Annotated in this window: 24 protein-coding genes and 4 tRNA genes; 6 read left to right on the forward strand and 22 right to left on the reverse strand. The window is 46.0% G+C overall.

Annotated features, from left to right (window positions below; all coding sequences use genetic code 11):
- Positions 1–16: 16 nt before the first annotated feature.
- The 3 genes from VFDL14_RS10815 (at position 17) to VFDL14_RS10805 (ending at position 2,941) form a co-directional block, all read left to right on the forward strand.
- The gene (locus tag VFDL14_RS10815; RefSeq protein WP_032551432.1) at positions 17–490 is read left to right on the forward strand and encodes a GreA/GreB family elongation factor; all 474 of its coding nucleotides are present in this window, start codon (positions 17–19) and stop codon (positions 488–490) included.
- Positions 491–563: 73 nt separating this feature from the next.
- Positions 564–1,319, forward strand: coding sequence for a YggN family protein (locus tag VFDL14_RS10810; protein WP_032551433.1), 756 nt, complete (start codon positions 564–566; stop codon positions 1,317–1,319).
- A 260-nt stretch (positions 1,320–1,579) separates the two neighbouring features.
- On the forward strand, positions 1,580–2,941 hold the full coding sequence (locus VFDL14_RS10805) for a sodium-dependent transporter (protein ID WP_032551434.1): 1,362 nt from the start codon (positions 1,580–1,582) through the stop codon (positions 2,939–2,941).
- A gap of 211 nt (positions 2,942–3,152) precedes the next feature.
- Here VFDL14_RS10805 and lipA read toward each other — a convergent pair whose 3' ends face one another.
- The 12 genes from lipA to leuS all read right to left on the reverse strand — a co-directional run bounded on the left by lipA (position 3,153) and on the right by leuS (position 15,962).
- Positions 3,153–4,118, reverse strand: a complete 966-nt coding sequence (gene lipA, locus VFDL14_RS10800; RefSeq protein WP_032551435.1) for a lipoyl synthase — start codon at positions 4,116–4,118, stop codon at positions 3,153–3,155.
- A gap of 4 nt (positions 4,119–4,122) precedes the next feature.
- Positions 4,123–4,782, reverse strand: a complete 660-nt coding sequence (lipB, locus tag VFDL14_RS10795; protein ID WP_032551436.1) for a lipoyl(octanoyl) transferase LipB — start codon at positions 4,780–4,782, stop codon at positions 4,123–4,125.
- A 196-nt stretch (positions 4,783–4,978) separates the two neighbouring features.
- Positions 4,979–5,257, reverse strand: a complete 279-nt coding sequence (gene ybeD, locus VFDL14_RS10790; protein ID WP_032551473.1) for a DUF493 family protein YbeD — start codon at positions 5,255–5,257, stop codon at positions 4,979–4,981.
- Between the two features lie 235 nt (positions 5,258–5,492).
- Positions 5,493–6,674 (reverse strand): serine hydrolase, encoded by a 1,182-nt coding sequence (locus VFDL14_RS10785; RefSeq protein ID WP_032551437.1) that lies wholly within the window; start codon positions 6,672–6,674, stop codon positions 5,493–5,495.
- Between the two features lie 92 nt (positions 6,675–6,766).
- The gene (locus tag VFDL14_RS10780; RefSeq protein ID WP_235201716.1) at positions 6,767–7,543 is read right to left on the reverse strand and encodes a septal ring lytic transglycosylase RlpA family protein; all 777 of its coding nucleotides are present in this window, start codon (positions 7,541–7,543) and stop codon (positions 6,767–6,769) included.
- A 117-nt stretch (positions 7,544–7,660) separates the two neighbouring features.
- Positions 7,661–8,782: a rod shape-determining protein RodA gene (gene rodA / locus VFDL14_RS10775; protein ID WP_032551438.1), complete on the reverse strand. Its 1,122-nt coding sequence runs from the start codon at positions 8,780–8,782 to the stop codon at positions 7,661–7,663.
- On the reverse strand, positions 8,782–10,674 hold the full coding sequence (gene mrdA, locus VFDL14_RS10770; RefSeq protein ID WP_032551439.1) for a penicillin-binding protein 2: 1,893 nt from the start codon (positions 10,672–10,674) through the stop codon (positions 8,782–8,784). Before mrdA ends, rodA begins: the two co-directional genes overlap by 1 nt.
- 6 nt (positions 10,675–10,680) lie before the next feature.
- On the reverse strand, positions 10,681–11,151 hold the full coding sequence (gene rlmH, locus VFDL14_RS10765) for a 23S rRNA (pseudouridine(1915)-N(3))-methyltransferase RlmH (RefSeq protein ID WP_032551440.1): 471 nt from the start codon (positions 11,149–11,151) through the stop codon (positions 10,681–10,683).
- Between the two features lie 3 nt (positions 11,152–11,154).
- Positions 11,155–11,472 carry a ribosome silencing factor gene (gene rsfS / locus VFDL14_RS10760; protein WP_032551441.1) on the reverse strand — a complete coding sequence of 106 codons (318 nt, stop codon included), beginning with the start codon at positions 11,470–11,472 and terminating at the stop codon, positions 11,155–11,157.
- A gap of 49 nt (positions 11,473–11,521) precedes the next feature.
- Positions 11,522–12,547 carry a DNA polymerase III subunit delta gene (gene holA / locus VFDL14_RS10755; RefSeq protein WP_032551443.1) on the reverse strand — a complete coding sequence of 342 codons (1,026 nt, stop codon included), beginning with the start codon at positions 12,545–12,547 and terminating at the stop codon, positions 11,522–11,524.
- A gap of 9 nt (positions 12,548–12,556) precedes the next feature.
- Complete coding sequence (gene lptE, locus VFDL14_RS10750) at positions 12,557–13,177, reverse strand: LPS assembly lipoprotein LptE (protein ID WP_032551444.1); 621 nt, start codon at positions 13,175–13,177, stop codon at positions 12,557–12,559.
- A gap of 211 nt (positions 13,178–13,388) precedes the next feature.
- Positions 13,389–15,962 (reverse strand): leucine--tRNA ligase, encoded by a 2,574-nt coding sequence (leuS, locus tag VFDL14_RS10745; RefSeq protein ID WP_032551445.1) that lies wholly within the window; start codon positions 15,960–15,962, stop codon positions 13,389–13,391.
- A gap of 160 nt (positions 15,963–16,122) precedes the next feature.
- Between leuS and VFDL14_RS10740 the strand changes: the two genes are divergently transcribed.
- Positions 16,123–16,593 carry a zinc ribbon-containing protein gene (locus VFDL14_RS10740; protein WP_032551447.1) on the forward strand — a complete coding sequence of 157 codons (471 nt, stop codon included), beginning with the start codon at positions 16,123–16,125 and terminating at the stop codon, positions 16,591–16,593.
- 74 nt (positions 16,594–16,667) lie between these two features.
- Here the strand turns inward: VFDL14_RS10740 and lnt are convergent, their stop codons facing one another.
- The 5 genes from lnt to miaB form a co-directional block, all read right to left on the reverse strand.
- Positions 16,668–18,182 carry an apolipoprotein N-acyltransferase gene (gene lnt, locus VFDL14_RS10735; protein ID WP_032551449.1) on the reverse strand — a complete coding sequence of 505 codons (1,515 nt, stop codon included), beginning with the start codon at positions 18,180–18,182 and terminating at the stop codon, positions 16,668–16,670.
- Positions 18,183–18,214: 32 nt separating this feature from the next.
- Positions 18,215–19,105: a CNNM family magnesium/cobalt transport protein CorC gene (gene corC / locus VFDL14_RS10730; protein ID WP_032551450.1), complete on the reverse strand. Its 891-nt coding sequence runs from the start codon at positions 19,103–19,105 to the stop codon at positions 18,215–18,217.
- Positions 19,106–19,225: 120 nt separating this feature from the next.
- Entirely contained in the window at positions 19,226–19,687 is a 462-nt protein-coding gene (gene ybeY / locus VFDL14_RS10725) for an rRNA maturation RNase YbeY (RefSeq protein WP_032551451.1), read from the reverse strand.
- Positions 19,688–20,809, reverse strand: coding sequence for a PhoH family protein (locus tag VFDL14_RS10720; protein ID WP_032551452.1), 1,122 nt, complete (start codon positions 20,807–20,809; stop codon positions 19,688–19,690).
- A gap of 165 nt (positions 20,810–20,974) precedes the next feature.
- Positions 20,975–22,399 carry a tRNA (N6-isopentenyl adenosine(37)-C2)-methylthiotransferase MiaB gene (gene miaB / locus VFDL14_RS10715; protein ID WP_032551453.1) on the reverse strand — a complete coding sequence of 475 codons (1,425 nt, stop codon included), beginning with the start codon at positions 22,397–22,399 and terminating at the stop codon, positions 20,975–20,977.
- 335 nt (positions 22,400–22,734) lie between these two features.
- Between miaB and VFDL14_RS10710 the strand changes: the two genes are divergently transcribed.
- Complete coding sequence (locus tag VFDL14_RS10710) at positions 22,735–23,910, forward strand: 2-octaprenyl-3-methyl-6-methoxy-1,4-benzoquinol hydroxylase (protein ID WP_032551454.1); 1,176 nt, start codon at positions 22,735–22,737, stop codon at positions 23,908–23,910.
- A gap of 65 nt (positions 23,911–23,975) precedes the next feature.
- Here VFDL14_RS10710 and VFDL14_RS10705 read toward each other — a convergent pair whose 3' ends face one another.
- The 3 genes from VFDL14_RS10705 to VFDL14_RS10695 all read right to left on the reverse strand — a co-directional run bounded on the left by VFDL14_RS10705 (position 23,976) and on the right by VFDL14_RS10695 (position 25,391).
- Positions 23,976–25,025 (reverse strand): lactonase family protein, encoded by a 1,050-nt coding sequence (locus VFDL14_RS10705; RefSeq protein ID WP_032551455.1) that lies wholly within the window; start codon positions 25,023–25,025, stop codon positions 23,976–23,978.
- Between the two features lie 154 nt (positions 25,026–25,179).
- Positions 25,180–25,264: transfer RNA gene (locus VFDL14_RS10700), tRNA-Leu, on the reverse strand.
- Between the two features lie 52 nt (positions 25,265–25,316).
- Positions 25,317–25,391: transfer RNA gene (locus VFDL14_RS10695), tRNA-Gln, on the reverse strand.
- A gap of 52 nt (positions 25,392–25,443) precedes the next feature.
- Between VFDL14_RS10695 and VFDL14_RS25050 the strand changes: the two genes are divergently transcribed.
- Positions 25,444–25,572: a hypothetical protein gene (locus VFDL14_RS25050; protein WP_268844471.1), complete on the forward strand. Its 129-nt coding sequence runs from the start codon at positions 25,444–25,446 to the stop codon at positions 25,570–25,572.
- Here VFDL14_RS25050 and VFDL14_RS10690 read toward each other — a convergent pair.
- Both VFDL14_RS10690 and VFDL14_RS10685 read right to left on the reverse strand, forming a co-directional pair.
- Positions 25,573–25,657: transfer RNA gene (locus VFDL14_RS10690), tRNA-Leu, on the reverse strand.
- Positions 25,658–25,801: 144 nt separating this feature from the next.
- Positions 25,802–25,876, reverse strand: a tRNA-Gln gene (locus VFDL14_RS10685).
- Positions 25,877–25,987: the final 111 nt, after the last annotated feature.

The raw sequence follows: 25,987 nt of genomic DNA on the forward strand, positions 1-25,987 counted from the left end.
AAAGCACTTCAAAAGTATGAATAAATCCGAGCTTAGACAAATAATTCTCCAGCAGCTTGAATCTCGGCTTGCAATTGCTCAGTCAGCAACGCAGCGCGCGATTGATGCCGCGACCGACGAAGAAACCGTACCAGAACATAAGTACGATACCCTGGCACTAGAGGCATCTTACCTCGCACATGGTCAGGCCGTAAGAGTCCAAGAGTGTGAAGAGGATATTCAGTGCTATCGTGATTTAGTTCTGAGAGAGGGAGAACGCATAGCGATGAGCAGCTTTCTTTCTGTTATAGATGAACAAGATAAGGTTAAGTACTTCTTTATCGGGCCAAGAGTTGGAGGTTTGTCGGTGGTGTGGGATGGTAAAGATGTAGCTATACTGACACCAAACGCTCCTCTAGGTGCCGCTTTAATGGGAAAAGAGGTGGGTGACGAAGTGGAGTTTAGTGTCGCAGACAGCCACTTTATCTATGAAATTGTATCGGTTTGTTAAGTTCTAAACCTTTCCATGACATTGGGTGAATCACTCCATGTATAGTTAGTACAGCAATGTATGTGAGGATGTTATGAAAAAGAGCGTATTAATTGCATCACTATCCATGGTGTTGGCAGCGGCGAGTGTCCCCGCTTATGCGGCTCAGTGTCGTGTAGACCTGAAAAATGAACTGAGAATTGATCAGCAGACGGTTGAGATCCACCAAACAAATGGCGATATGGCCGTACTTGATGGTAATGATCTCTATATTCATGGTGAAAAGGTTGAGCTCGACGCAGATCAGCAAGCGGCGATAGAACGCTACCGTGAAAGCATGAGTGAATACTTACCTCAAGCCAAGGCAATGGCGAAAGAGGGATTAGCATTGGCAAACGATGTTATCGACGACATTGCAGTAAGTTTGGATGCGCCAGAAGCGTTTGATAATGTTAAAAAATCAATGAGTGATTTCTTTGCTGAGATGGAAGCTCGTTACTATAAAGATGGTGACTTAGTGCTTCCTGCTGAGAGCTTCGAGTCGATGGCGAATGGCTGGAGTGAAGACTTCGATAAGGCGATGGAGATCTTTAACGAAGAGTTTATCTCAAGCGCTTTTAATGCCATGTCTGAAAAAATGAAGCAAGAGGGCGGTCTTAACTTAACTGAAATGGCGGACAGCATGTCTGAGCTAAAGTTGAAGATCGAAGAGCGTTTTAAGGAGCACTCACAACAGGTAGAGAAAGAAGCGGAAGCATTCTGTGACTCACTTGATGAGATGGCTGAGCAAGAAAAATCGTTGCAGAAAAAGATCCCGAATTTGAAAGACTACCAAGTGTTTACCATTTAGCACTAGCCGGCAATAAATTGAACCTTCGATTGGGCACCTCGCGTGCCCTTTTTTGTACCTGTTGTATGAGGGGGCGGAGTAGTGATTGTTAATGATTTGTTGTTTACCTTTAGACTCTAATTCTATGTATATTTAAATTTACAGTTTTACTGTTTGGTTTTTTCTTATAAATAAGCATTTTAATCATTTATAGATTGCATGGGTTAGTGGTTTTGATTATTGTACTAGCAAACTAGTTCATTGGTATTTTTGCAGGCAGTATGAACCAACAATCTTCTTCATCAAGAGAGCTGTTTAGCTCTCGTTTAGGCTTTATTTTGGCAGCAGCGGGCGCTGCAGTTGGCCTTGGAAACATCTGGGGTTTCCCAACACAAGTCGCTAGCAATGGTGGCGGTGCATTTCTTTTAGTGTATTTGGTGCTGATCTTTGTAGTCGCATTCCCAATGCTGGTGGTTGAAATGGCGATTGGTCGTCATGGTCAAGCTAACCCAGTGGATAGTATGCGCTCACTGACATCAAACCCACTGGCGAAAAAAGTCGGTGCACTGACAGGTTGGATTGGCTTAAGTGTACCAAGTGCAGTGTTAGGCTTTTACAGCATTGTGGGTGGTTGGTTGATCTGCTTCCTATTTGGCGCGATTGCTGATGTGTTTGGCTTGGTTGAGACTGCAGCGTGGTTCAAAGGTTTTAGTGTCGAGCGTAATGTCTTCGGTACCGTGTTGTTTTACGTGCTAACAATCTTAATTGTGCAAGGCGGCATCAAGCAAGGTATTGAAAAATGGTCGACTCGCTTAATGCCAGCGCTATTTGTACTGTTCGCACTGCTGTTTGTCTACATCATGACTCAGCAAGGTGCGCTTGAAGGGCTTAAGCACTATCTTGTACCTGATTTTGAAAAGGTATGGGACAGAAAACTGATTCTAGCAGCAATGGGACAGGGCTTTTTCTCGCTGACCATTGGTGGCTGTTCGATGCTGATTTACGGCTCTTACTTAAGTAAGAAAGAGAACCTGCCGAAGATGGCGATGAACGTGACCTTAGTGGATACGACCGTTGCCTTTATTGCTGGTCTTGTCGTGATGCCAGCCATGTTTGTCGCGATGCAAAAGGGTGTACAAATCTACGCTGAGGATGGGTCACTACTGAGCTCAGATACTCTGGTATTTACGGTATTACCTTTGATGTTCGATAGCTTAGGCTTCCTCGGTCAGATCTTTGCGATTGTTTTCTTCCTATTGCTGACTATTGCTGCGCTCACTTCTTCTATCTCTATGCTAGAGGCACCTGTTTCTCTAGTGAGCGAGCGCTTTAACACGGAACGTACACCGACGAGTTGGGTGATTGGTGGCTTAATCGCGTTGTTCAGTGTCATTATTGTTTACAACTTTGGCGCTCTATTTGGCCTAGTGGCTATGATTGCTACTCAGTATCTACAACCTATTGCAGCATTGATGTTCTGTCTGTTTGGTGGTTGGGTATGGAGCCGAGCTTCTAAGGTAAAAGAGCTAGAGCAGGGCTGCCCTGACTTCCAATTAGGTTGGTTCGGTAAAGTATGGCCTGCATACGTTAAGTTTGTATGCCCTGTACTGGTAGTAACGGTTATCTGGGCATCTTTCGGTTAATCTACTAGCGATACTACCAACGATTAATACAACACGCTAAATTTGAAAGCCGCTCTTGGTTAAGAGCGGCTTTTTAGTATCGGTATGTTTGGATATGCAGTATATGCTTTTATCGAGAGTTGAGTGAGTTTGGGCACTAAAGCGCAGCTATGAAAAAGGCGCATAACCATAGGGTATGCGCCTTTCAAATATAGAGAAGTTAAGTCGCGAGTTACTTAATTTCCATACCTTGTGCTTGTAGATCCGCATGGTAAGAAGAACGTACGAACGGGCCACACGCAGCGTGTGTAAAGCCAAGCTCTAGCGCGATCTCTTTCAGTTCATCAAACTCAGATGGTGGCACGTAACGCTCAACCGGCAAGTGGTGACGGCTAGGTGCTAGGTATTGGCCTAGAGTTAGCATTGTCACGCCATGTTCACGTAGATCTTTCAGTACTTGAATGATCTCTTCTTTTGTTTCACCAAGACCCATCATTACGCCCGACTTTGTTGGAACGTCTGGGTGCTGCTCTTTAAACTTCTTCAGTAGGTTCAATGACCACTTGTAGTTCGCACCGGGACGTGCCTTACGGTATAGGCGAGGTGCTGTCTCTAGGTTGTGGTTGAATACATCTGGCGGGTTGTCTTTCATTAGATCAAGCGCCACGTCCATACGACCACGGAAGTCAGGAACCAGAGTTTCGATACGAATATTTGGGTTTAGTGCGCGGATCTCACGGTTACAGTCTGCAAAGTGTTTTGCACCACCGTCACGTAGATCATCACGGTCAACAGAAGTAATTACAACGTACTTCAGTTTCATGTCTTGGATGGTTTTTGCTAGCTTCTGAGGCTCTTCCGCTTCAGGAGCAACTGGACGGCCGTGGGCAACGTCACAGAAAGGACAACGACGAGTACAGATAGCACCTAGGATCATGAAGGTTGCTGTGCCGTGGTTGAAACACTCAGCCAGGTTAGGGCAAGACGCTTCTTCACATACCGAGTGAAGGTTGTTCTTACGCATTGCAGATTTGATGTCTTGGATGCGCTGGCTATCAGCAGGCAGTTTGATCTTCATCCACTCCGGCTTGCGCAGGATTTCTTTCTGCTCGGTAGGCATGTTTTTTACTGGAATCAATGCCATTTTATCGGCGTCGCGGTATTTAACGCCTTTTTCCATTTGGATTGGTTTGCTCATGATTTTATGCTTCTGCTGTAGTGTTACTGTTGGCTTGAATGTCTACTTGGTCATAGCCGAGTAGTTCGACAAGCTCTTGTATTAGCTGTTGCTCAACGCTCTCTAGATCCGAAGGGCCACCTAGTTGGCTGACTTGAGCCATTTCCATACCTTGGTAACCACACGGGTTAATACGTAGGAACGGTGACAGGTCCATATCGACATTGAGTGCTAGCCCGTGGAACGAGCAGCCACGTCGAATACGTAGGCCTAGAGAACATATCTTTTTGCCATCGACATAAACACCCGGAGCGTCTGGTCGAGCAGCTGATTCGATATTGTATGCTTTCAGAGTGTTGATTACGAGGTTCTCTATATGAGTAACAAGATCTCGCACTCCAAATTTCTTACGACGAATGTTGATTAAGAAGTAAGCAACCAACTGGCCTGGGCCATGATAGGTAACTTGTCCGCCACGATCGCTTTGAATGACAGGGATATCGCCAGCATTGAGTACATGCTCCGCTTTACCTGCTTGTCCTTGAGTGAAGACCGGGTTGTGCTCGACTAACCAAATTTGGTCTACATCGTCATCTGTGCGCGTATCGGTGAACTCATGCATGGCTTTCCATACGGGTTCATAATCCTGGCGACCTAATTTTTTTACGATTAGCTTATTTTGCAAAGCAGGACTCCCTCAAGGATTAATAAAGTGAACGCATTATAAACGCGAAATTTGATTCTAACTACAGACGGACTGCAAGGTTTTTCAACTTTCTTTGTATTTCTTGAAAATTAAGTTGAATAAAAGCAGCAAAAACGATGGGGCCTAAAATGAAAACAGCGGCTCTAAGCCGCTGTGATCATTGTGTAATCTAGGATTACAGAACCATACGTACGATGTCGATCTCGCCAAGTTCTTTGTAAAGCGTTTCTACCTGCTCAATCGACGTAGCTGTGATGTTGATCGAAACAGAGTGGTAGTTACCCTTTGCACTTGGTTTCACAGTTGGGCTGTAGTCACCAGGAGCATGGCGCTGGATCACTTCCAGTACAAGTTCAGGCAGTTCTGGTTTCGCGTAACCCATAACCTTGTAAGTAAAAGAACAAGGGAACTCTAAAAGGTCTTTAAGTTTTGCATCAGAATTGATGTTCATGATTAGCTCCAAAATGGTAGGTACTTCGCTGTTGGGCAAAATACCCAGAAAAGCGTATTCGGTCAATTGACTCGATTAATAAGAGCGGAATATTACTGGTAAATATCGCTGAACTCAAGATCAACAAAAGCCGCTGAGTGCGGCCTTTGTTGGCTTGTTAGGCAAACCCGAAAAAGGGTTATGAGTAAATAGTCAACAGGATCATGTGATTACTGTTATTGACTGTTACTCTGAGGCCTTAGAACAAACCTTTGAACAGAAGAACTAGGTAGTCCCATAGGCGGCTAAATAGGCTGCCTTGTTCGACATCTTCTAGCGCTAGTAGTGGGTATTCAGCAACGTCTTGACCATCGATCTGGTAGAACAATTTACCTACTTGGTCACCCTTGCTAATCGGTGCTTCAAGTTCTTTCTCTAGAACAAAGCTCGCCTTTAGGTTCTTCGCTTCGCCACGAGGAAGGGTTACGAATGTATCTTCATCAACACCTAGAGCAACCGTATCTTTGCTACCCATCCAAACTTTCTCTTCAACGAATGTTTCACCAGCAGTATGCGGTGCAACAGTTTCAAAGAAACGGAAACCGTAGCTTAGTAGCTTTTTGCTTTCTGTCTTACGAGCATTAGCATTTTTGGTGCCCATTACAACCGCAACAAGGCGCATTTTACCTTCAGTTGCCGAGCTTACTAGGCTGTAACCTGCATTGCTTGTGTGGCCAGTTTTTATGCCATCCACATTCATGCTCTTGTCCCATAACAGGCCGTTACGGTTGTATTGAGTAATGCCGTTGTAAGTGAATTTTTTCTCAGAGTAGATGCGGTACTCTTCAGGTACGTCGCGGATAAGCGCTTGACCTAGTAGCGCCATATCGTAAGGCGTTGAGTATAGGTTAGGGTTATCTAGACCGTGAACGTTCGCAAAGTGCGTGTCTTTCATGCCGATAGAGCTAGCCCACGCGTTCATTAGGTCAACGAATGCATCTTCAGAGCCTGCGATGTGCTCTGCCATAGCCACACATGCATCGTTACCCGATTGGATGATGATACCGCGGTTAAGCTCTTCCACTTTTACCGTTGTACCTACTTCAATAAACATCTTTGAAGAGTCTGGGAAGTTCTTCGCCCAAGCGTTTTCACTAATAACAACGTCGTCATTTAGGTTGATGTTGCCGCGATCAAGCTCTTGACCGATAACATAGCTGGTCATCATTTTGGTCAAGCTTGCTGGAGAAAGCTGAGTGTTCATCTCTTTTTCTGCCAATACTTTGCCTGAATGGTAATCCATTAGAACAAAGCCTTTAGCAGCAATTTGTGGAGCGTCTGGAACAACGATAGGCGCGGCGAATGACGAAGAAGCTAGAGTTGCAGAAAGCGCAACAGAAGTAGCAAAAATCGATTTGATAAGTTTATTAGATTTATTCATTTTGAATGCAATTATTTGGTTAACTATCCATATCTTAACAGAATCACTATTTCAAACCAGTGCAGTGATTGTCAGAAGTTTCTGTAAGATTACTAGCGAGTTAAGGTGTGCTTCTTTATATAAGCTGACGGGTAACCCATAAGCTTAACCTGTTCTAATTTTTCTTGAGTCAGAGCATAGTCATGAAATGGCCCAAGCATCAGTCGGTATTTGTCATCTACTGGCTGAAGAAACGTTTTGACCGACAGTTCTTTACTCAGTTCACTCGCGAGCTTTTCACTGCGATCTTGATGCTGAGAAGTCGCAACTTGAATAATGTATTGTGGCAGTGCCGCTTTCTTATTCTCGTCGGTTGGGATATCAACGGTGATCACTTCAATCTCAACATTAGCCGTTCCGGTACGGATCACATCTAGCTTGTATGCGGCTGCATAGCTTAAATCAATGATGCGACCTTCATGAAAAGGACCACGGTCATTAACTCGAACAATAGTGCTCTTGTTGTTGTCGGTGTTGGTCACTTTCACATAGCTTGGGATTGGCAATGTCTTGTGAGCGGCAGACATTGAGTACATGTCATACACTTCACCATTAGAGGTAAGGTGGCCGTGAAATTTCTTGCCATACCAAGATGCTTTGCCTTTTTCAGTGAAGCCTTTGCTATCGTGAATGATTTTGTAATCTTCGCCGCGCAAAGTGTAGTCACTGTTACCGCCTAAACTGTATGGCTCATATTTTGGGTGTGCATCTTCTAAATGCTCAACCGAGATCGGCACATCAGGGGCAATGTCATCGTTAATGTCATAGCGACCCGATTGCGAATCTGGTGATGATGTACAACCATTCATCAATACCACTAAGCCACCCATCAATGCGAGCTGTTTAAGCTGTGATGACTTATTGGCGTGTTGCGCGTTACTGTTCATCGCGTAATTGCTCTTTGTGTAACTGCTCTTTGCGTAATCGCTCATTGCGTTAAATATCACTTAAGTCGCCTTAGAGAATGCTTTACGGTGAGTGTGGATTGACATCAAAATACCAAAACCTGCCATCAATGTAACCATCGAAGTACCACCATAACTAACAAGAGGTAGCGGTACACCTACCACAGGAAGAATGCCACTTACCATTCCGATGTTTACGAAAATATAAACAAAGAAGCTCAAAACAATACTACCGCCCATCATTCGCCCAAATGCTGTTTGAGCTTGGCTCGCGAGAATCAGACCGCGGCCAATAATGAACAGATAGATAGCGAGTAGGAATAGGATACCGATCATGCCCCATTCTTCGGCAATGACAGCGAAAATAAAGTCGGTGTGACGCTCTGGAATAAACTCTAATTGAGACTGTGTTCCTTGTAGCCAACCTTTACCTGAGATGCCGCCAGAGCCGATTGCAATCTTACTTTGAATGATGTGGTAGCCGGCACCGAGTGGATCGGACTCCGGATCAAACAGAGTACGAACACGAACCTTTTGGTATTCGCGCATTAAGAAGAACCATAGGATTGGGATAAATGCACCCAAAGCCACAGCCGCACTCGCGATGATCTTCCAGCTGATACCTGCCAAGAAAATAACGAAAATACCGGATGCAGCGATCAAGATTGATGTCCCTAAATCGGGCTGCTTGGCGATAAGAATGGTGGGTACAAACACCATCACCAGAGAGATGACTAGCGTTTGGAATGTCGGCGGCAGTGAACGCTTACCAATGTAACGAGCTAGCATCAGTGGTACAGCGAGCTTGAGTAACTCCGACGGTTGAAAACGAATAAAGCCGAAGTTCAGCCAACGCTGAGCACCTTTGGAGGCTTCACCAAAGAACAGCACCCCGAGCAACAGTACAACACCACCTGCAAACAGAACCGGAGCCAGTGTTTCATAGGTTCGTGGTGAGATCTGCGCGAGGAAAATCATCACACCCAGTGACAATGCCATACGCATCGCTTGGCGATCCATCATCGCTAAGCTTTGACCACTTGCGCTGTACATAATCAGTAGCGCAAATCCCATCAGCACTAAGATGCCAAGTAGGAGCGGCAAATCGATATGGAATCGCTCAAATAGGGCGCGATTTTGACCAGTAGAGAGATCGAGTTTCATTATTGTGTTGCCTTACTCTTATATTCGTCGCCCAAAACTATATGGTCGAAGATACGTCTCACAACAGGACCACCATTTGAAGAACCACCACCGGCGTTCTCAAGTACGATGGTCACGATCGCTTTTGGATCGTCCAGCGGCGCAAAGCCAGTAAAGAGTGCGTGGTCACGCAGGTGTTCTGCGATTTCGTCAGCGTTGTACTCTTCATCTTCTTTCAATCCGAAGACTTGTGCGGTACCAGATTTACCTGCAGTCAGATAAGACATATTTTGGAAAGAGCGGCGAGCGGTACCTTTACGACCGTGGTTAACCAGCTTCATACCCTCTTTACCTATGTCCCAGAATCGTTGTTTCACACCAGTAATTGGTGGATAAGTTTCGATATCAGACAGCGATTGCGTCTCAAGTGGTTGACCGTTTTCAATGGTGGCACGCAGTAGGTGCGGAGCAATTACTTCACCTTCATGGACCAACACCGATGTTGCTTTAGCAATCTGCATTGGTGTTGCTGTCCAGTAGCCTTGTCCAATACCAACTGGAATAGTATCCCCTTGATACCATGGCACACGGTGACGAGCCATTTTCCAATCACGCGTCGGCATGTTGGCTTTGCTCTCTTCGTGGATATCGATACCCGTGTAGTCACCAAAACCAAACATCATCATCCAGCTTGATAGACGATCGATGCCCATATCAAAGGCGATTTGGTAAAAGAAGGTATCCACGGACTCTTCTATCGCTTTCACGATATCAACGGTACCGTGTCCCCAACGCAGCCAGTCTCGGAATGGTTTGGTTTTTGAGTTTGGGATCTTCCAGTAACCTGGGTCGTTACGGGTAGTGTTTGGTGTGATCACGCCTTCTTGCAATGCGGCTACCGCAATGAAAGGCTTAATCGTTGATGCTGGTGGGTAGATACCCAGAGTCGCACGGTTTACGAGTGGACGGTTTTTGTCGTTGAGTAGGGCATTGTAACCCTTGGACGAGATACCGTGCACAAACGCATTCGGGTCATAGCTTGGGCTAGAGACCATAGCGAGTACGCCGTTGTCGTCTGGATCAAGTACAACAGCTGAACCTCGACGTCCATCGAGCAGCTTATGTACGTATAGTTGAAGGTCGATATCTAGGTTCAATACGATATCTTTGCCCGGAATCGCGGGTACAAACTTCAAGGTACGGATTACACGGCCACGGCTGTTTACTTCAACTTCTTGATAGCCGGCAGTACCGTGAAGCATGTCTTCGTAGTAGCGTTCAATACCTAACTTGCCGATGTCACGGGTCGCTTGATAGTTGGCATCTTTCTCTTCACGAACCAGACGTCGCATATCGCGGTCATTAATGCGCGATACATAACCAATCACGTGTGTGAGTACATCACCATATGGGTAAAAACGCTTGAGTGTGCCCGTAACCTCAACACCTGGGAACTTGTGCTGGTTTACCGAGAAAACAGCCACTTGATCTTCGGTCAATTGGGTAAGGATAGGAACCGATTTAAAGCGACGCGTATTGCGGCGATCGCGGTTAAATCTTTCGACTCGCTCAGGGCTGATTTCTAAAAGTTCTTGGAGACGCGCAATGGTGTCATCCATGTTCTTTATTTTCTCAGGGGTGATCTCAAGGTTAAATACTGGGCGGTTTTCCGCCAGCAATACACCATTTCGGTCATAGATTAGACCGCGCGTTGGTGCGATTGGGACAACCTTGATGCGGTTATCGTTCGAGCGAGTTTTATAGTCTTGGTATTGGTTGACCTGAATGTTGTACAGGTTGGCAACCAAAATGCCCATCATGATTACAATGCCTATAAACGCAATAAAAGCACGACTAGCAAATAGTCGTGCTTCTTCTTTGTAATCACGGATCTGGCTACGTTTACGTAACATTAACGCTTATTCTCGGTGATACGGGTGATTAGCTGTAATGCTCCAAGCTCGGTACAGGCTTTCTGCCATGATAACGCGCACAAGAGGATGCGGTAGAGTCAGAGCCGACAGAGACCAGCTTTGGTCAGCTGCCGCTTTACATGCTGGAGCAAGCCCTTCAGGGCCACCAATAAGGATAGAAACATCGCGTCCATCCAACTTCCAGCTCTCTAGTTGTTCAGCAAGTTGCGGTGTATCCCATTTTCTACCTGGGATATCGAGCGTCACAATACGGCTACCTTTTGGCACCGCTGCTAGCATTGCTTCGCCTTCTTTTTGCAGAATACGTGCAATGTCAGCATTTTTGCCGCGTTTGCCCGCTGGGATCTCGACCAGTTCCAGTGGCATATCGTGTGGGAAGCGACGCTTATATTCTTGAAAGCCTTCTTCAACCCATTTTGGCATTTTGGTGCCAACGGCAATTAATTGGATCTTCACAGATTAGCCCCACAGCTTTTCAAGTTGGTACAGCTCGCGTTGCTCAGCTTGCATCACGTGAAGCATGCTGGTGCCCATATCTAGGACAACCCATTCACCTTCTTGTTCCCCGTCCATACCTAGCGGCTCTAGACCGACTTTTTTCACTTCACTTGCGACATGTTCTGCGATAGAAGCGACGTGGCGCTTTGAAGTACCAGTACAAACGATCATGTAGTCTGTCACACTGGATTTACCTTCAACGTCGATTGTGATGATCGACTCTGCTTTCATGTCGTCGGCTTTATCTGCAAGAAAATCTCTTAGTTCTTCACGTAACACAGGGTGTTCCTTAAATCTTAATTTTGCGACTCAAAATCATATCACGCTTTTATGCGGGAAAGGGGATTGAAGCCGAGGGGATACAAAACTCAACACTCAATTGGTGAATGAGTGGCCAAGGTGATTGCTCATACTGGGTTTTAGAGAGCAATTCAGCTTGAGTAAGCAGTGCAAACAGAGAGTGTAACTGAGTCATTGAGACTCGTGTTAGCGCTGCGTTATAAAGGGGTTTCTTTGATTGCCAGATACGGTGTTTCTCGAACACTTGTCCGATGGGCATCTGTTGCATTTGTTGCTGCATCTGAAGTAGAAGTGCTAACTCTCGTTGAATACTGCGTAAAAGAATCACCGCTTCCACACCTTCCGCCTCTAATTGGCGCAAAATACGTTGGGCTCGATTACCTTTACCTGCAAGCAGAGCATCTACCCAATGGAATGGGGTAAAGTGATTATGACGACTTAGTGACTCTTCAAGTCGAACTAAGGTTAGCTTGCCATCAGGATATTGCAGTGCCAGCTTCTCTAAGCTCTGGGTTAATGCAAATAGGTTTCCTTCGTGCCATTGAGCCAGCATCTGAGTGGCTTCGGCGTCTGGCTGTAAACCAATTTGGCGACAGCGAGCTTGAACAAACTGCGGCAAGCGGCCAACGTCAGGTGTTAAGCAACTTACCCAGTGACCTTGGCTCGAAAGTGCTTTGAACCACTTAGCATTTTCTTGTGCTTTGGTTAGTTTGGTTCCGATCAACACCAACATGATGTCTTCGTGCAGCTGATCTGATAGCGCCAATAACTCTTTCGCGATAGCAGCATTTACACCAGACTCTGGCAACTCTAGCTCGATCAGCTGACGGCTCGAAAATAGACTCAGGGCTTGAGTACAGTCGTAAACATCATTCCAATCAAGGCTACTGTCGATAGCAAAGCGATGACGCTCTTCAAAGCCTTGCTGTTTAGCGGCTTTCTGAATCGACTCGCGGCTTTCTTGAAGCAATAGCGGTTCGTTACCAAAGATCAGATAAACGCGGCTAAGCTGCTTATTTAACTGCTCTGATAAGCGGTCTGCAAAAATACGCATCAGTTAACCTTATTGAGCAGACTCAGTTGAATCTGGACTTACCTCAACATTCTTGATGTTGTACTGCTTCTCTAACTCTTTAACCTGAACCTCTTCTAGGTCTTCAAGGTTCATGCTATTCGCGGCGATATTAGCTTTCAGGCGTGCCATTTGACGTAGGATCTGACTTGCAGCTAGCTTACGCATTTCATCTTCGATCATGTCGCGTTCAACGGATTTTGCTAGTGCTGTTAGCGGGTTATCTAGGTAACTACGAGTTACGCTAGTGGTAAACGTTTTATCGCCTAATTCAGGAATCGTCACTCGGTAAGAGGCATTGAACGTCAGCTCTTTCTCAGCAGCACGTGTGTTCTGGTATAGAGAGAGTGTACGCTCATTAACGCTTTCACTTAGTAGGTGAAGGTTAGGTGTCTTGCTGGTTGGCGCAACAATTTCCACGTTACTCATACGCAGCTGACTCTTCACCATCCGCGTAAACGTACTATATTGGTCGTAACTGGATACTGAGATCTTGTTTAGCTCTTCTGGTACAGAGTAGTCACCTCGTAGGTGAAAACCACAGGCTGAGAGTAGGCTGACAGTTAGAACAACGAATGTAGCTTTTAACGAAGACAGTGAAATCAGGCGCATTATTTGATGGCTCTCATAAAATGGATTACTTATTTAAAGGCTTTAAATTCGGGGGTAACCGTGCTTGGTATTAACCAATGTAAAAGCGTTTAAATAAGTAGACAGGGTGGGATGCACCCTGTCTATTGACTGCGAAGTAGCAATTAAGTTCTTTAATTCCTATCGCATTGTGAGTGTTAACTCAACCAATCAGTCACGATGTGACGAATGATTAGTTAGCAACGATGTTCAGTAGCTTACCCGGTACGTAAATCACTTTACGAACAGTCTTGCCGTCTGTGAACTTAGTTACGTTCTCATCGTTTAGACCTAGCGCTTCAATATCTTCTTTAGAGATATCTGCTGGTACAGTTAGTTTCGCACGTAGCTTACCGTTAACTTGAACGATGATTAGCTTTTCGTCTTCAACAAGCGCTTTCTCATCGTGTGTCGGCCATACAGCGTTGTCGATGTCTTCTTGACCCAGAGCTGTCCACATCTCGTAAGAAATGTGAGGAGTGATTGGGTAAAGCATTGCAACAACTGCTTTTAGTGCTTCATCAAGGATTGCACGGTCTTGTGCTGATTCTTGTGGTGCTTTCGCTAGCTTGTTCATCAACTCCATGATTGCAGCGATTGCAGTGTTGAACGTTTGACGACGAGCGATATCGTCAGTCACTTTCGCGATTGTTTTGTGAACGTCACGGCGAAGTGCTTTTTGGTCGCCAGAAAGTGCAGAGGTATCTACTGTTTCTGCTGCGCCTTTCGATGCGTGCTCGTTTACTAGTTTCCAAACACGCTTCAGGAAGCGGTTAGCCCCTTCAACGCCAGACTCTTGCCACTCAAGTGTCATGTCTGCTGGTGAAGCAAACATCATGAATAGACGTACTGTGTCAGCACCGTACTTGTCTACCATCTCTTGTGGGTCGATACCGTTGTTCTTCGACTTAGACATTTTGATCATGCCTGAGTGTGTTACGTCACGGCCTTCGTTGTCTTTAGCTGAAGTGATACGGCCTTTACCGTCACGCTCTACAGCAACGTCAGTTGGAGCAACCCACTCTTTACCGCCTTTGTCGTTCTCGAAGTAGAACGCATCCGCTAGCACCATGCCTTGACATAGAAGCTGCTTGAACGGCTCGTCAGACGTTACGTAACCTGCGTCACGTAGTAGTTTGTGGAAGAAACGAGAGTACAGTAGGTGCATACATGCGTGCTCGATACCACCGATGTACTGGTCTACTGGTAGCCAGTAGTTCGCTTTTTCTGGATCTAGAATGTCGTCAGCTTGTGGTGAACAGTAACGCGCGTAGTACCAAGAAGACTCCATGAATGTATCGAACGTATCTGTCTCACGTAGAGCAGGTTCGCCGTTGAACGTTGTCTTCGCCCATTCTTTGTCAGCTTTGATTGGGCTAGTTACGCCGTCCATTACCACGTCTTCAGGAAGAATTACTGGTAGTTGGTCAGCTGGTACTGGGTGAACTTCACCATCTTCAGTCGTTACCATTGGGATTGGAGCGCCCCAGTAACGTTGACGAGATACACCCCAGTCACGTAGACGGAAGTTTACTGTCTTAGTACCTTTGCCTTCTGCTTCAAGCTTCGCTGCGATCGCATCGAACGCTGCTTGGAACTCTAGGCCATCGAACTCACCTGAATCGAATAGTACGCCTTTCTCAGTGTACGCTTCTTCAGAGATGTTTAGCTCGCTGTCGTCAGCAGGCTTGATCACAGGGATGATATCTAGGCCGTACTTAGTCGCGAACTCGTAGTCACGTTGGTCGTGTGCAGGTACTGCCATAACAGCGCCTGTACCGTAGTCCATCAGTACGAAGTTCGCCACGTAAACTGGAACTTCACGACCGTTCAATGGGTGAATCGCAGTAAGGCCAGTCGCCATACCTTTCTTCTCCATTGTCGCAAGCTCAGCTTCCGCTACTTTGTTGTTCTTACACTCTTCGATGAAGGCTGCTAGCTCTGGGTTGTTCTCAGCTGCTACTGCCGCTAGAGGGTGACCTGCTGCGATACCTACGTAAGTCACACCCATTAGTGTGTCTGGACGTGTTGTGTAAACTTCTAGGTCTTGTTGACCTTTCACTTCAAACTTAAGTTCTACACCTTCAGAGCGACCGATCCAGTTGCGCTGCATGGTCTTAACCATTTCAGGCCAACCGTCTAGGTTATCTAGATCGTCTAGTAGCTCTTGAGCGTACTCAGTGATTTTGATGAACCATTGTGGGATCTCTTTTTGCTCTACAGGCGTGTCACAACGCCAGCAGCAACCGTCTTCAACCTGTTCATTTGCAAGAACAGTTTGGTCATTTGGACACCAGTTAACTGAAGAAGTCTTCTTGTACACTAGGCCTTTTTCGTAAAGCTTAGTGAAGAACTCTTGCTCCCAACGGTAGTATTCAGGCGTACAAGTAGCGAATTCACGGTTCCAGTCGTAACCAAAGCCTAGAAGTTTAAGCTGGTTCTTCATGTACTCGATGTTTTCGTAAGTCCATGGCGCAGGAGCCGTGTTGTTCTTAACCGCTGCGTTTTCTGCTGGTAGACCGAATGCATCCCAACCGATTGGCTGCATTACGTTTTTGCCTTGTAGGCGTTGGAAACGAGATACCACATCACCGATTGTGTAGTTACGCACGTGACCCATGTGCAGTCGACCACTTGGGTATGGGAACATGGATAGACAGTAGAATTTTTCTTTATTTGGGTCTTCACTTACAACAAAGGTCTTGTTGTTATCCCAGTGCTGTTGAACTTTTTGTTCAATTTCTTGCGGATTGTATTGTTCTTGCATCGATGATGTCCGGTTATCTTGGAATTTGTGAGTCTGGTTTGATCAGACTTCAATAGATCGTCATAGAATACCTAAAGGAACGAACTACAACAATAGCTATACCTGTCATACTCTCATTATCTCGGGTATTGATTTAGGTCTGCAATCTTGAGGAGGACTTATGCCAAAGAAAAAAGCACTCTATGAAGAGCTGGTGGAAGATGTCATTGAAACACTCAAGCATAGCCCTGAAGAGATCAACAATAAGATTGAAACATCAGGCAAGCTTGCAAAAGCCGCGAATGATATGACGAAAGATGAGTTATCCTTGATCTCGGCTTACGTTAAATCGGATCTAAAAGAGTTCTCTGAAAACTACGAAGAGAGTAAAAGCGGACCGTTTTACTTGATGATTGCAGATTCTATCTGGCATGGCTTGCTGGAAATCACCGACCGAACCAAGGTGGAGTGGGTAGAGCTGTTCCAAGATTTGGAGCATCAAGGGCTTTATCAAGCAGGAGAGGTGATCGGTTTAGGTCGTCTGATTTGTGACGATTGTGGTCACCAAACAGAATACAACCACCCAACTACCATCATTCCATGCATCAAATGTGGCGGTAAAGGTTTCAGTCGTAAAGCGCTCAAACCATAGTGCTCCCTCCGACATAAATAAAAAGGGTTGACCCACTAGGCCAACCCTTTAAGGTTTTATCTCGAATCTCGACCCTAGCTTTTCTCTCTCAAGCGCCAGCCGATTACTAAACTCAATAGCACCCAAACGTAAAGTGGCCACGTGCCTACAATACGATAAGGTGTTTGACCATCGGTAGAGATAAGTTCAGCCTTTAACACTGCTGTCTCGAACTGAGGTACTTGCTCAACGATTTTGCCTTTGTGGTCAGTTACCGCCGTCACACCGTTATTGGTAGAGCGAATAACTGGCTTACCAAGCTCTAGAGCACGCATTTGCGCGATCTCCATATGCTGTAGTGGACCAATTGAACTGCCAAACCACGCATCGTTAGAGAGCGTTAAAATGAAGTCTGTCTCTTCGGTCACGTTCTGACGAACTTGATCATTAAAGATGATTTCGTAACACAGTGCAGGTGCTAGGTGGCGGCCATTCGCCACGATGTTTGGCTGAATGAAATCACCGCGACTAAACGATGACATTGGCAAGTTGAAGAACGGCGCCAGTGGACGCAGGATGTCTTCAAACGGCACAAACTCACCAAACGGAAGTAGGTGGTGTTTGTGGTAGCGCTCACTTGGGTCGTAGCTGTACTCTCCATATGGATTTACCCCAAGAGAGAGAATGCTGTTGTAGTACTTTTTGTCTTCCGACTGATTGAGCACACCAGTGATGATTGAGCTGTTATTCATCTTCGCCGCGCTATCAAGGTTACGAAGGAAGGATGGGATCTCAACCTCAAATGCTGGGATTGCGGCTTCTGGCCAGATGATGATATCTGCCCCCCAGTTATCACGGCTCATGTCTGTATACTTCATCATGGTCGGCCAACGCTGGCTTGGTAACCATTTTAAATCTTGGTCGACGTTCCCCTGAATGAGTACGACTGATGTGGTTTTGTCTGGATTCGGTGTGACCCAGTCGATGTTTCGAATGCCAAAACCTGCACTCAATAAAACCACAGGAATCAACCCTACGCTCCAGGCTCGATTAATCGCCGTATAAGCCAGTGCACTTGCCGAAACAATAACGGCTAGGGTAATCAGTTCTACACCACCAATCGGTGCAAATGAGCCAAGAGGAGACTCTATTTGGCTGTAGCCAAGCCATAACCACGGGAAACCTGTCATAACCCAGCCGCGCAGCCAATCTGTCACTAACCATAAGGCAGGTGCAGAAAGGAAAAAGCGAGTGAGGTTATTGTTAGGGAAGAAGCGGTTGAGTGCCCACGCGAATAGACCCGTATAAATGGCGAGGTATCCAATAAGCAAGCCCATTAGGAATAGGTTAGCGGCTAGTGGCATGCCTCCAAACCCGTCAATACTGACGTAGACCCAGCTGATGCCAGTAGCAAACTGACCAAAGCCCCACGCGTAACCTGTCCACAGTGCACTCTTGGTACTTTGCTTGTGCAATAGGATTAACAGAATAGCTGGGCTGAGAATGGCGATAGGCCAGAAGGAGTAGGGAGCGAACGCAAGGGTTGTGATAGCGCCAACAAAAACGGCCGCAAGCGGCCGTAGTAGGCGATGAATAAATGGTTTAGTCATCTAAATTATGTCATCTCTTTAGAGAGAAGTTGTTATTCTTCGATAGTTGGAAGAGGTTGCTCGTCTGGGATAGTCACCTGTAATTGAATCACACGGCGGTTATCTGCAGAGGTTACTTTGAAATGGTAGTTTTCAATTTCTACAATTTCACCGCGGGTCGGCAGATGCCCAAAGGCTGTCATCACCATACCACCAACAGTATCCACTTCGTCGTCACTAAAGCTGGTTCCAAATGTATCATTGAACTCTTCAATAGTGGTTAAAGCTTTTACCGAGAAGGTATGCTTGCTCAGCTTACGAATGTCTAACTCTTCTTCATCGTCGAACTCGTCTTCAATTTCACCAACGATTTCTTCGAGGATATCTTCAATGGTTACGAGACCAGATACACCGCCGAACTCATCGACAACGATAGACATGTGGTAACGCTCTTCACGGAACTCCTTGAGTAGGCGGTCAACACGCTTACTTTCTGGAACAACAACCGCAGGGCGAATCACTTGCTCAATGTCGAATGGGGCGCTGTCTGAGCCCAAATACTTAAGTAGGTCCTTCGCTAAAAGAATGCCCTCTACATGGTCTTTATCTTCACTGATCACTGGGTAGCGAGAGTGTTGAGCATCAGTAATCAACGCAATCAATGTATCTAAGTCATCGGTGCGTTCAACTGTGACCATTTGAGAACGCGGTAGCATGATGTCACGCACGCGCATCTCAGAGATTTCCATTACACCCTCAAGCATGTCGCGAGTGTCATGGTCAATTAGGTCATTAATTTCAGAGTCGCGGATTACATCTACGAGCTCCTGGCGGTCTTTTACCTCGCCTTGAAATAGTTGGCCTAGGCGTTCAAAGAAGGACTTTCTACTCGGACCTTCAGATTTTTTACTTCCCTCAGAAGTGGGGGGGTTACCTTCGTTCATGATTTCTCAAAAAATAACGCTATCAGAAGTGTGATAGCACACATAACAACTCAGATACCAATAGTGTTTCAAGGTTCGTGGAGCTGCTGTTTCTCTGCAACCTATCTTCCTAGAATCGGTTTACTTTTCTAGGATGTAAGGGTCTTCGTACCCCATAGCTTGCATGATTTCTGTCTCGAGTGACTCCATCTCTTCAGCTTCATCATCTTCGATATGATCATAACCTAGCAGATGCAGACTGCCATGTACAACCATATGAGCCCAGTGTGCTAACAGAGGCTTGTTTTGCTCTTCTGCTTCTTTTTCTACCACTTGGCGACAAATGATGAGATCACCTAAAAGATCGAGTTCAATGCCCGGAGGCGCCTCGAACGGGAAAGACAACACATTGGTTGGCTTGTCTTTTCCGCGATACTCATGATTCAGCTGGTGGCTCTCTTCCGTATCAACGATACGAATAGTCAGTTCCGCATTCTCTTGGAATTGTGGAATGGTTTTGTCCAACCATTGCTGAATGTCTTGCTCAGTCGGTAAGCCTTGTTCATCTTCGACTGCTAATTGCAGGTCTAGTTCAATAGACATCTATTTATCACCTTGTTCTGCAACGACAGAGCTATTTTGTGTTGCTAATTGTTTCTCAGCTGGCTGTTGAGCCTCAAGTAGTTTGGCCTCACGCTCTTCACGCTTACGACGTTCAAACTCCTTACGCTCTTTTTGGTCTTTCGCTTCCCATTTCTCATATGCGTTAACGATACGAGCAACAACTGGGTGACGAACCACGTCTTCAGACATGAAGAAGTTAAAGCTGATGTCATCGACTTCGCTCAGTACTTCTGTTGCATGACGTAGACCAGACTTCGCACCACGAGGTAAATCGATTTGGGTGATATCACCCGTGATTACCGCACGTGAGTTAAAGCCGATACGGGTCAGGAACATCTTCATCTGTTCAACCGTGGTGTTCTGGCTTTCATCAAGAATGATGAAGGCATCGTTCAGAGTACGACCACGCATGTACGCAAGAGGTGCAACCTCAATCACGTTACGCTCAATCAGTTTCTCAACACGTTCAAAACCTAGCATCTCAAACAGTGCATCATAAAGAGGACGCAAGTAAGGGTCGACTTTCTGGCTTAAGTCACCAGGAAGGAAGCCGAGTTTCTCGCCAGCTTCAACTGCTGGACGTGTTAGTAGAATACGACGGATCTCTTGGCGCTCAAGAGCATCTACTGCTGCTGCCACCGCTAGGTAAGTCTTACCTGTACCTGCAGGACCAATACCAAAGCTGATGTCATGAGTGACCATGTTCATTAGGTATTGCGCTTGGTTTGGCGTACGTGGCTTAATCACGCCTTTCTTAGTCTTGATGAACACTTCTTTGCCGTGCTCAATACTTGACTCAGTTGTTTGTTCTAAGACACCTGACTCTTTAATCGCCAGATGGATTTGCTCTGGCTCGATATCTGGAATATTACCTTTCACCGGAGCAGACTCAACATACAGACGCTTAACGATCTCAAGCGCAGCTGCAGCCGTGTGAGGCTTGCCGACGATAGTGAAAAAGTTGCTGCGGTAGTTGATCTCGACACCTAAACGGCGTTCGAGGTGTTTAATGTTGTCATCGAATGGGCCACATAGGCTTGCAAGGCGACGGTTATCTGCTGGTTCTAGATTGATCTCTAGGGTAACGATTTTATTGCTCAAATTAGCCTCTCATTTTGTGCCACCCACTCTTTTCAATAAACAAAGAGCAAGAAGCCCGATTGGGACCGGGCTTCTAGTGGCGATTTCCCTATTTCTAAGATGGTCACTTAGTTAGGTAATTTCAAGCTTTGTAGTTCAGCTTTGTGCTGAATCTAGATGTTTCGCTTACGGCGTAAATGTTGCTACACCTAGCTCGTCTTCACGTTTGGTGTTCGCCATCATCTGAGTTGGAGAGATGATAGTACGTAGGTCCATGTCTTTTTCTGTACGAACCAGTTCACCACGTAGAGAGTTAGCGAATACATCAGTGATCTTCACATCAACGAATTGACCGATAAGGTCGGCACTGCCTTCGAAGTTAACAACACGGTTGTTTTCAGTACGCGCGCGAAGCTCCATTAGGTTCTTCTTAGACGGACCTTCCACAAGAACGCGTTGTTCTGTATCAAGCATCAGACGCGAGTAGCGCATTGCTTGAGAGTTAACCACTTGTTGTAGTTCGTATAGACGCTCTTTTTTCTCTTGCTCAGGCACGTCACATGGGTAATCTGCAGCAGGTGTACCTGGACGAGGAGAGAAGATAAAGCTGAAACTCATATCGAAATCTACGTCTTTGATCAGTTTCATCGTTGCTTGGTGATCCATTGCTGTTTCACCTGGGAAGCCAACAATAAAGTCAGAACTGATTTGAATATCAGGACGAGCTTTACGTAGCTTACGAATGATCGACTTGTATTCGATAGCTGTGTGAGGACGCTTCATCATCGTTAGGATGCGGTCACTACCACTTTGTACTGGTAGGTGCAGGAAGCTCACAAGCTCTGGCGTATCTTCGTATACAGCGATGATATCGTCAGTAAACTCAAGTGGGTGGCTCGTTGTGAAACGGATACGGTCGATACCATCGATAGAAGCTACAAGACGAAGTAGTTCTGCAAATGAACAGATGTCGCCTTCGTGCGTTGGACCACGGTACGCGTTTACGTTTTGGCCTAGTAGGTTTACTTCACGTACACCTTGGTCTGCAAGTTGTGCGATTTCGAATAGCACGTCATCCATTGGACGGCTAACTTCTTCGCCACGAGTGTAAGGTACAACACAGTAAGTACAGTACTTAGAACAGCCTTCCATGATAGAAACGAATGCTGTTGCACCTTCAGCGCGTGGCTCTGGTAGACGGTCAAATTTCTCGATCTCTGGGAAAGAGATGTCCATTACTGGCGCTTCATTGCTCAGAGATTGTTTGATCATCTCTGGTAGGCGGTGCAGTGTTTGTGGGCCAAAGATTACGTCAACGTATGGCGCACGCTCACGAATGTGGTCGCCTTCTTGAGTCGCTACACAGCCACCCACACCGATCACAACACCGTCTTTTTTGTCTTTTAGCGTTTTCCAACGACCAAGCTGGTGGAATACTTTCTCTTGCGCTTTTTCGCGGATAGAACAGGTATTCAGTAGTAGTACATCTGCTTCCTCAGGTACTTCTGTTAGCTCATAGCCATTTGCGGCATTTAGCAGGTCAGCCATTTTTGATGAATCGTATTCATTCATCTGGCAGCCCCAAGTTTTAATTAGCAGTTTCTTACTCATGTTTTGTTCGCTCGATCGTTAGTTTAATTTAAGGGAGCAAATCGCCCAGTGTTAATCCGCGGTTATGGTCTCTATTATAGCTTCTAAATATGGCTAAAATAGCGCTACCCTAACAGCAAGCGGCGTATTGTACTGGTTTCAAAACCGACTGACTAGTGGTCTAGCAAAATCTCTTATGTAGTGGTTTTTATTCTCGTTAAGATTGTTAGTTATTTCGAGAAACACTATACGCAGCAAGGGATTGTCCATTTTGAGATTAAGGTTTTTGGTTACAAGTAAGTTGTGAAAACGTACAATCAAAAACAGTCATTGAATCAAACTGATAAGTACAAAATATGAACAGTTACGATATTGTGGTAGTCGGCGGTGGTATGGTTGGTGCAGCAACCGCTATCGGATTTGCGCAGCAAGGTATGCGTGTCGCGGTGATCGAGGGATTTGCCCCGCAAGCTTTCGAAAAGACACAACCTATGGACATTCGTGTCTCTGCGATCTCTCAAGCCTCTGTGGATCTGCTGGATTCGCTAGGTGCTTGGGATGCAATCGAGAATATGCGAGTTTGCACATATAAACGCTTAGAGACTTGGGAGCATCCAGAGTGCCGTACGCGATTTGACGCTGCATCTTTAGAGTTACCTCGACTGGGCTATATCGTCGAAAACCGCCTTATCCAACTTGGGTTGTGGGCGCAGTTTGAACGCTATGACAATATTGAACTGCTATGCCCAGAAAAGCTCGATACCATTGAATTTGGTGAAACGAACACTGTGGTGTTGCAGTCGGGCTTGCGTCTATCAGCTAAATGGGTTGTTGGTGCAGACGGCGCGAATTCGGCTGTTCGTCAGCAAGCGGGAATTGGTATCACGGCCTGGGATTACCGCCAACACTGCATGCTGATCAATGTCGAGACGGAGCTTCCTCAGCAAGACATTACCTGGCAGCAATTCCTACCAAGTGGCCCTCGTTCTTTTTTACCTTTGGCGTCGCTTACGGAAGAGGGTAAGGAAGTGGGGCAAGGCTCTTTGGTTTGGTACGACAAGCCGTCACGTATTAAGCAATTGTCAGCAATGAGTCCAGAGAAGCTGCGTGCAGAAGTGTTAAGTCACTTCCCTGCGGAGCTGGGTGATATCAAAGTGCTTCAATCGGGCTCTTTCCCATTAACCCGTCGACATGCTCAGCGTTACGCTCAAAACAACTGCATCTTGGTCGGAGATTCTGCACACACCATCAACCCTCTCGCTGGGCAAGGGGTTAACCTGGGCTTTAAAGATGTGGCAGCTCTAATCAGCCTAACTAAAGAGCAGGGTGAGTTAACTGACTCTGTCGCAAGAAGTTACGAGGTTAAAAGAAGAGGAGATAACCTAATCATGCAGAGTGGCATGGACTTCTTCTACAAGACGTTTAGTAATGATCTTGGCCCACTTAAGTTTGTTCGTAATGCAGCATTAAAGCTTGCAGAGAACTCTGGACCAATTAAAAACCAAGTATTGAAGTATGCTTTGGGGCTGTAGTTTATAGTCTCGTACAGCTAAAGAAGTAAAGGAGAGCCAATGCTCTCCTTTTTTGTATCTGCTACTCACGATATTTGTTGTGTTACACAAACCGGCGAACCCACTTCCAAAGAATGACCGCTGTAGGTTAAAGAGCCGTCTAGTTTATTGCGTTTGAAAGAGGTGAGATTGTTGGAGTGTTGATTTGCCGCGATTAGCCACTCTCCATCATCGGTAATATGAAAATCACGAGGGAAGCTGCCTTCAGTACGATAGCTATCTACAAAAACCGGCTTTTGATTCACTGGGTCGAGTTTAAAGTGACTGATCCTTGATTGATATCGGCAAGAGACATAAAGATGCTGCTCATCTGGCGATAGCTTGATCGCTGCGGCCGCTTCTCCTTTTTCTGTATTAGGAAGCGCATCCATCTCCTCGACAATATGCCAACGTCCAACTGCCTTCTCTAGCATTAGAATCGTTTCAGATAGCTCACAGATAACATAGGCTTTGTCTTCAGCCTTATTGAAAACCATATGACGAGGCCCATTGCCCGCAGGAACTTGAATAGATTGTACTGGCTCTTCCAAAAACTCCTCTTGCTCCTCATCGAAGCAGTAGAAGTTGATGTGATCGGCACCAAGATCAACGGTGACAAACTGTGGCGAGTGCGTTAAGAACAGCGACTGATGAGCATGTGGCCCTGTTTGTCTATCTTGGTTAGGGCCTGAACCTGACATTTTTAGTGTTTCGATTCGTTTATCGATGTTGCCGTTGATACCCAAACTAAAAATATCGAATGTGCCGGAAGAGTATTGAGAGGTGATGGCAAACTTATGGTTAGGATCTATCGAGATATGGCAAGGGTGATCCCCCAATATGCACCCAGAGTTGGATGGGACGTTTGAATCTGTCTCTGAGACATGAAATAGCTGAGGTTGGGACTGTTGGTCGATTTCAGATGCGGTATAGATGCCCAGCTTTGTAGAGACAACAAAAGAGGGGTTAATGCACTTTGCGATCAGTTGTGGAGGGTTCAGCTTACCTGTTTCCAGATCTAACTGAGTTTGATATACACCTTGGCTTCCATTTGGATCTTCTGTGTAGCAACCGATGGTTAAAGGGAGAGTTCTCATAGCGCTGTCATACTCGATGTAAAAGTGGAGCCGACATTGTCTTATAAAAAGTTAACTAAGTGCTGAATCTAGGGGAAATACTTGGTGATGTGGTTAGCAGATTTGTATATTTCAGATAAAAGAAAACCCAGCTAAAAAGCTGGGTCTCTAATGATGGTGCGGAAGGAGAGACTTGAACTCTCACACCTTGCGGCGCCAGAACCTAAATCTGGTGCGTCTACCAATTCCGCCACTTCCGCATCAATTTGTAGTTAAGGAGATGATTGGTGAATCTCAATAACGTTGTATTAGTGGCTGGGCTACCTGGATTCGAACCAGGGAATGCCGGCATCAAAAGCCGGTGCCTTACCGCTTGGCGATAGCCCAACTGGATTGTTTTATGTGTCAATCACACGTTCTTCGTTTCCGAAGAAGAATAATGGTGCGGAAGGAGAGACTTGAACTCTCACACCTTGCGGCGCCAGAACCTAAATCTGCCCCCCCCCCCCCCCCCCCCCCCCCCCACTTGTTTCTCTTTCGAGATCTCTTTGTTTCCAAAGAAGAATAATGGTGCGGAAGGAGAGACTTGAACTCTCACACCTTGCGGCGCCAGAACCTAAATCTGGTGCGTCTACCAATTCCGCCACTTCCGCATCAATTTGTAGTTAAGGAGATGATTGGTGAATCTCAATAACGTTGTATTAGTGGCTGGGCTACCTGGATTCGAACCAGGGAATTTTTCTAGCAAATAGTGTAGTTAAGGAGATGATTGGTGAATCTCAATAACGTTGTATTAGTGGCTGGGCTACCTGGATTCGAACCAGGGAATGCCGGCATCAAAAGCCGGTGCCTTACCGCTTGGCGATAGCCCAACTGGATTGTTTTATGTGTCAATCACACGTTCTTCGTTTCCGAAGAAGAATAATGGTGCGGAAGGAGAGACTTGAACTCTCACACCTTGCGGCGCCAGAACCTAAATCTGG

The sequence above is a fragment of the Vibrio fortis genome (assembly GCF_000695685.1).
Lineage (GTDB): Bacteria > Pseudomonadota > Gammaproteobacteria > Enterobacterales > Vibrionaceae > Vibrio > Vibrio fortis_A.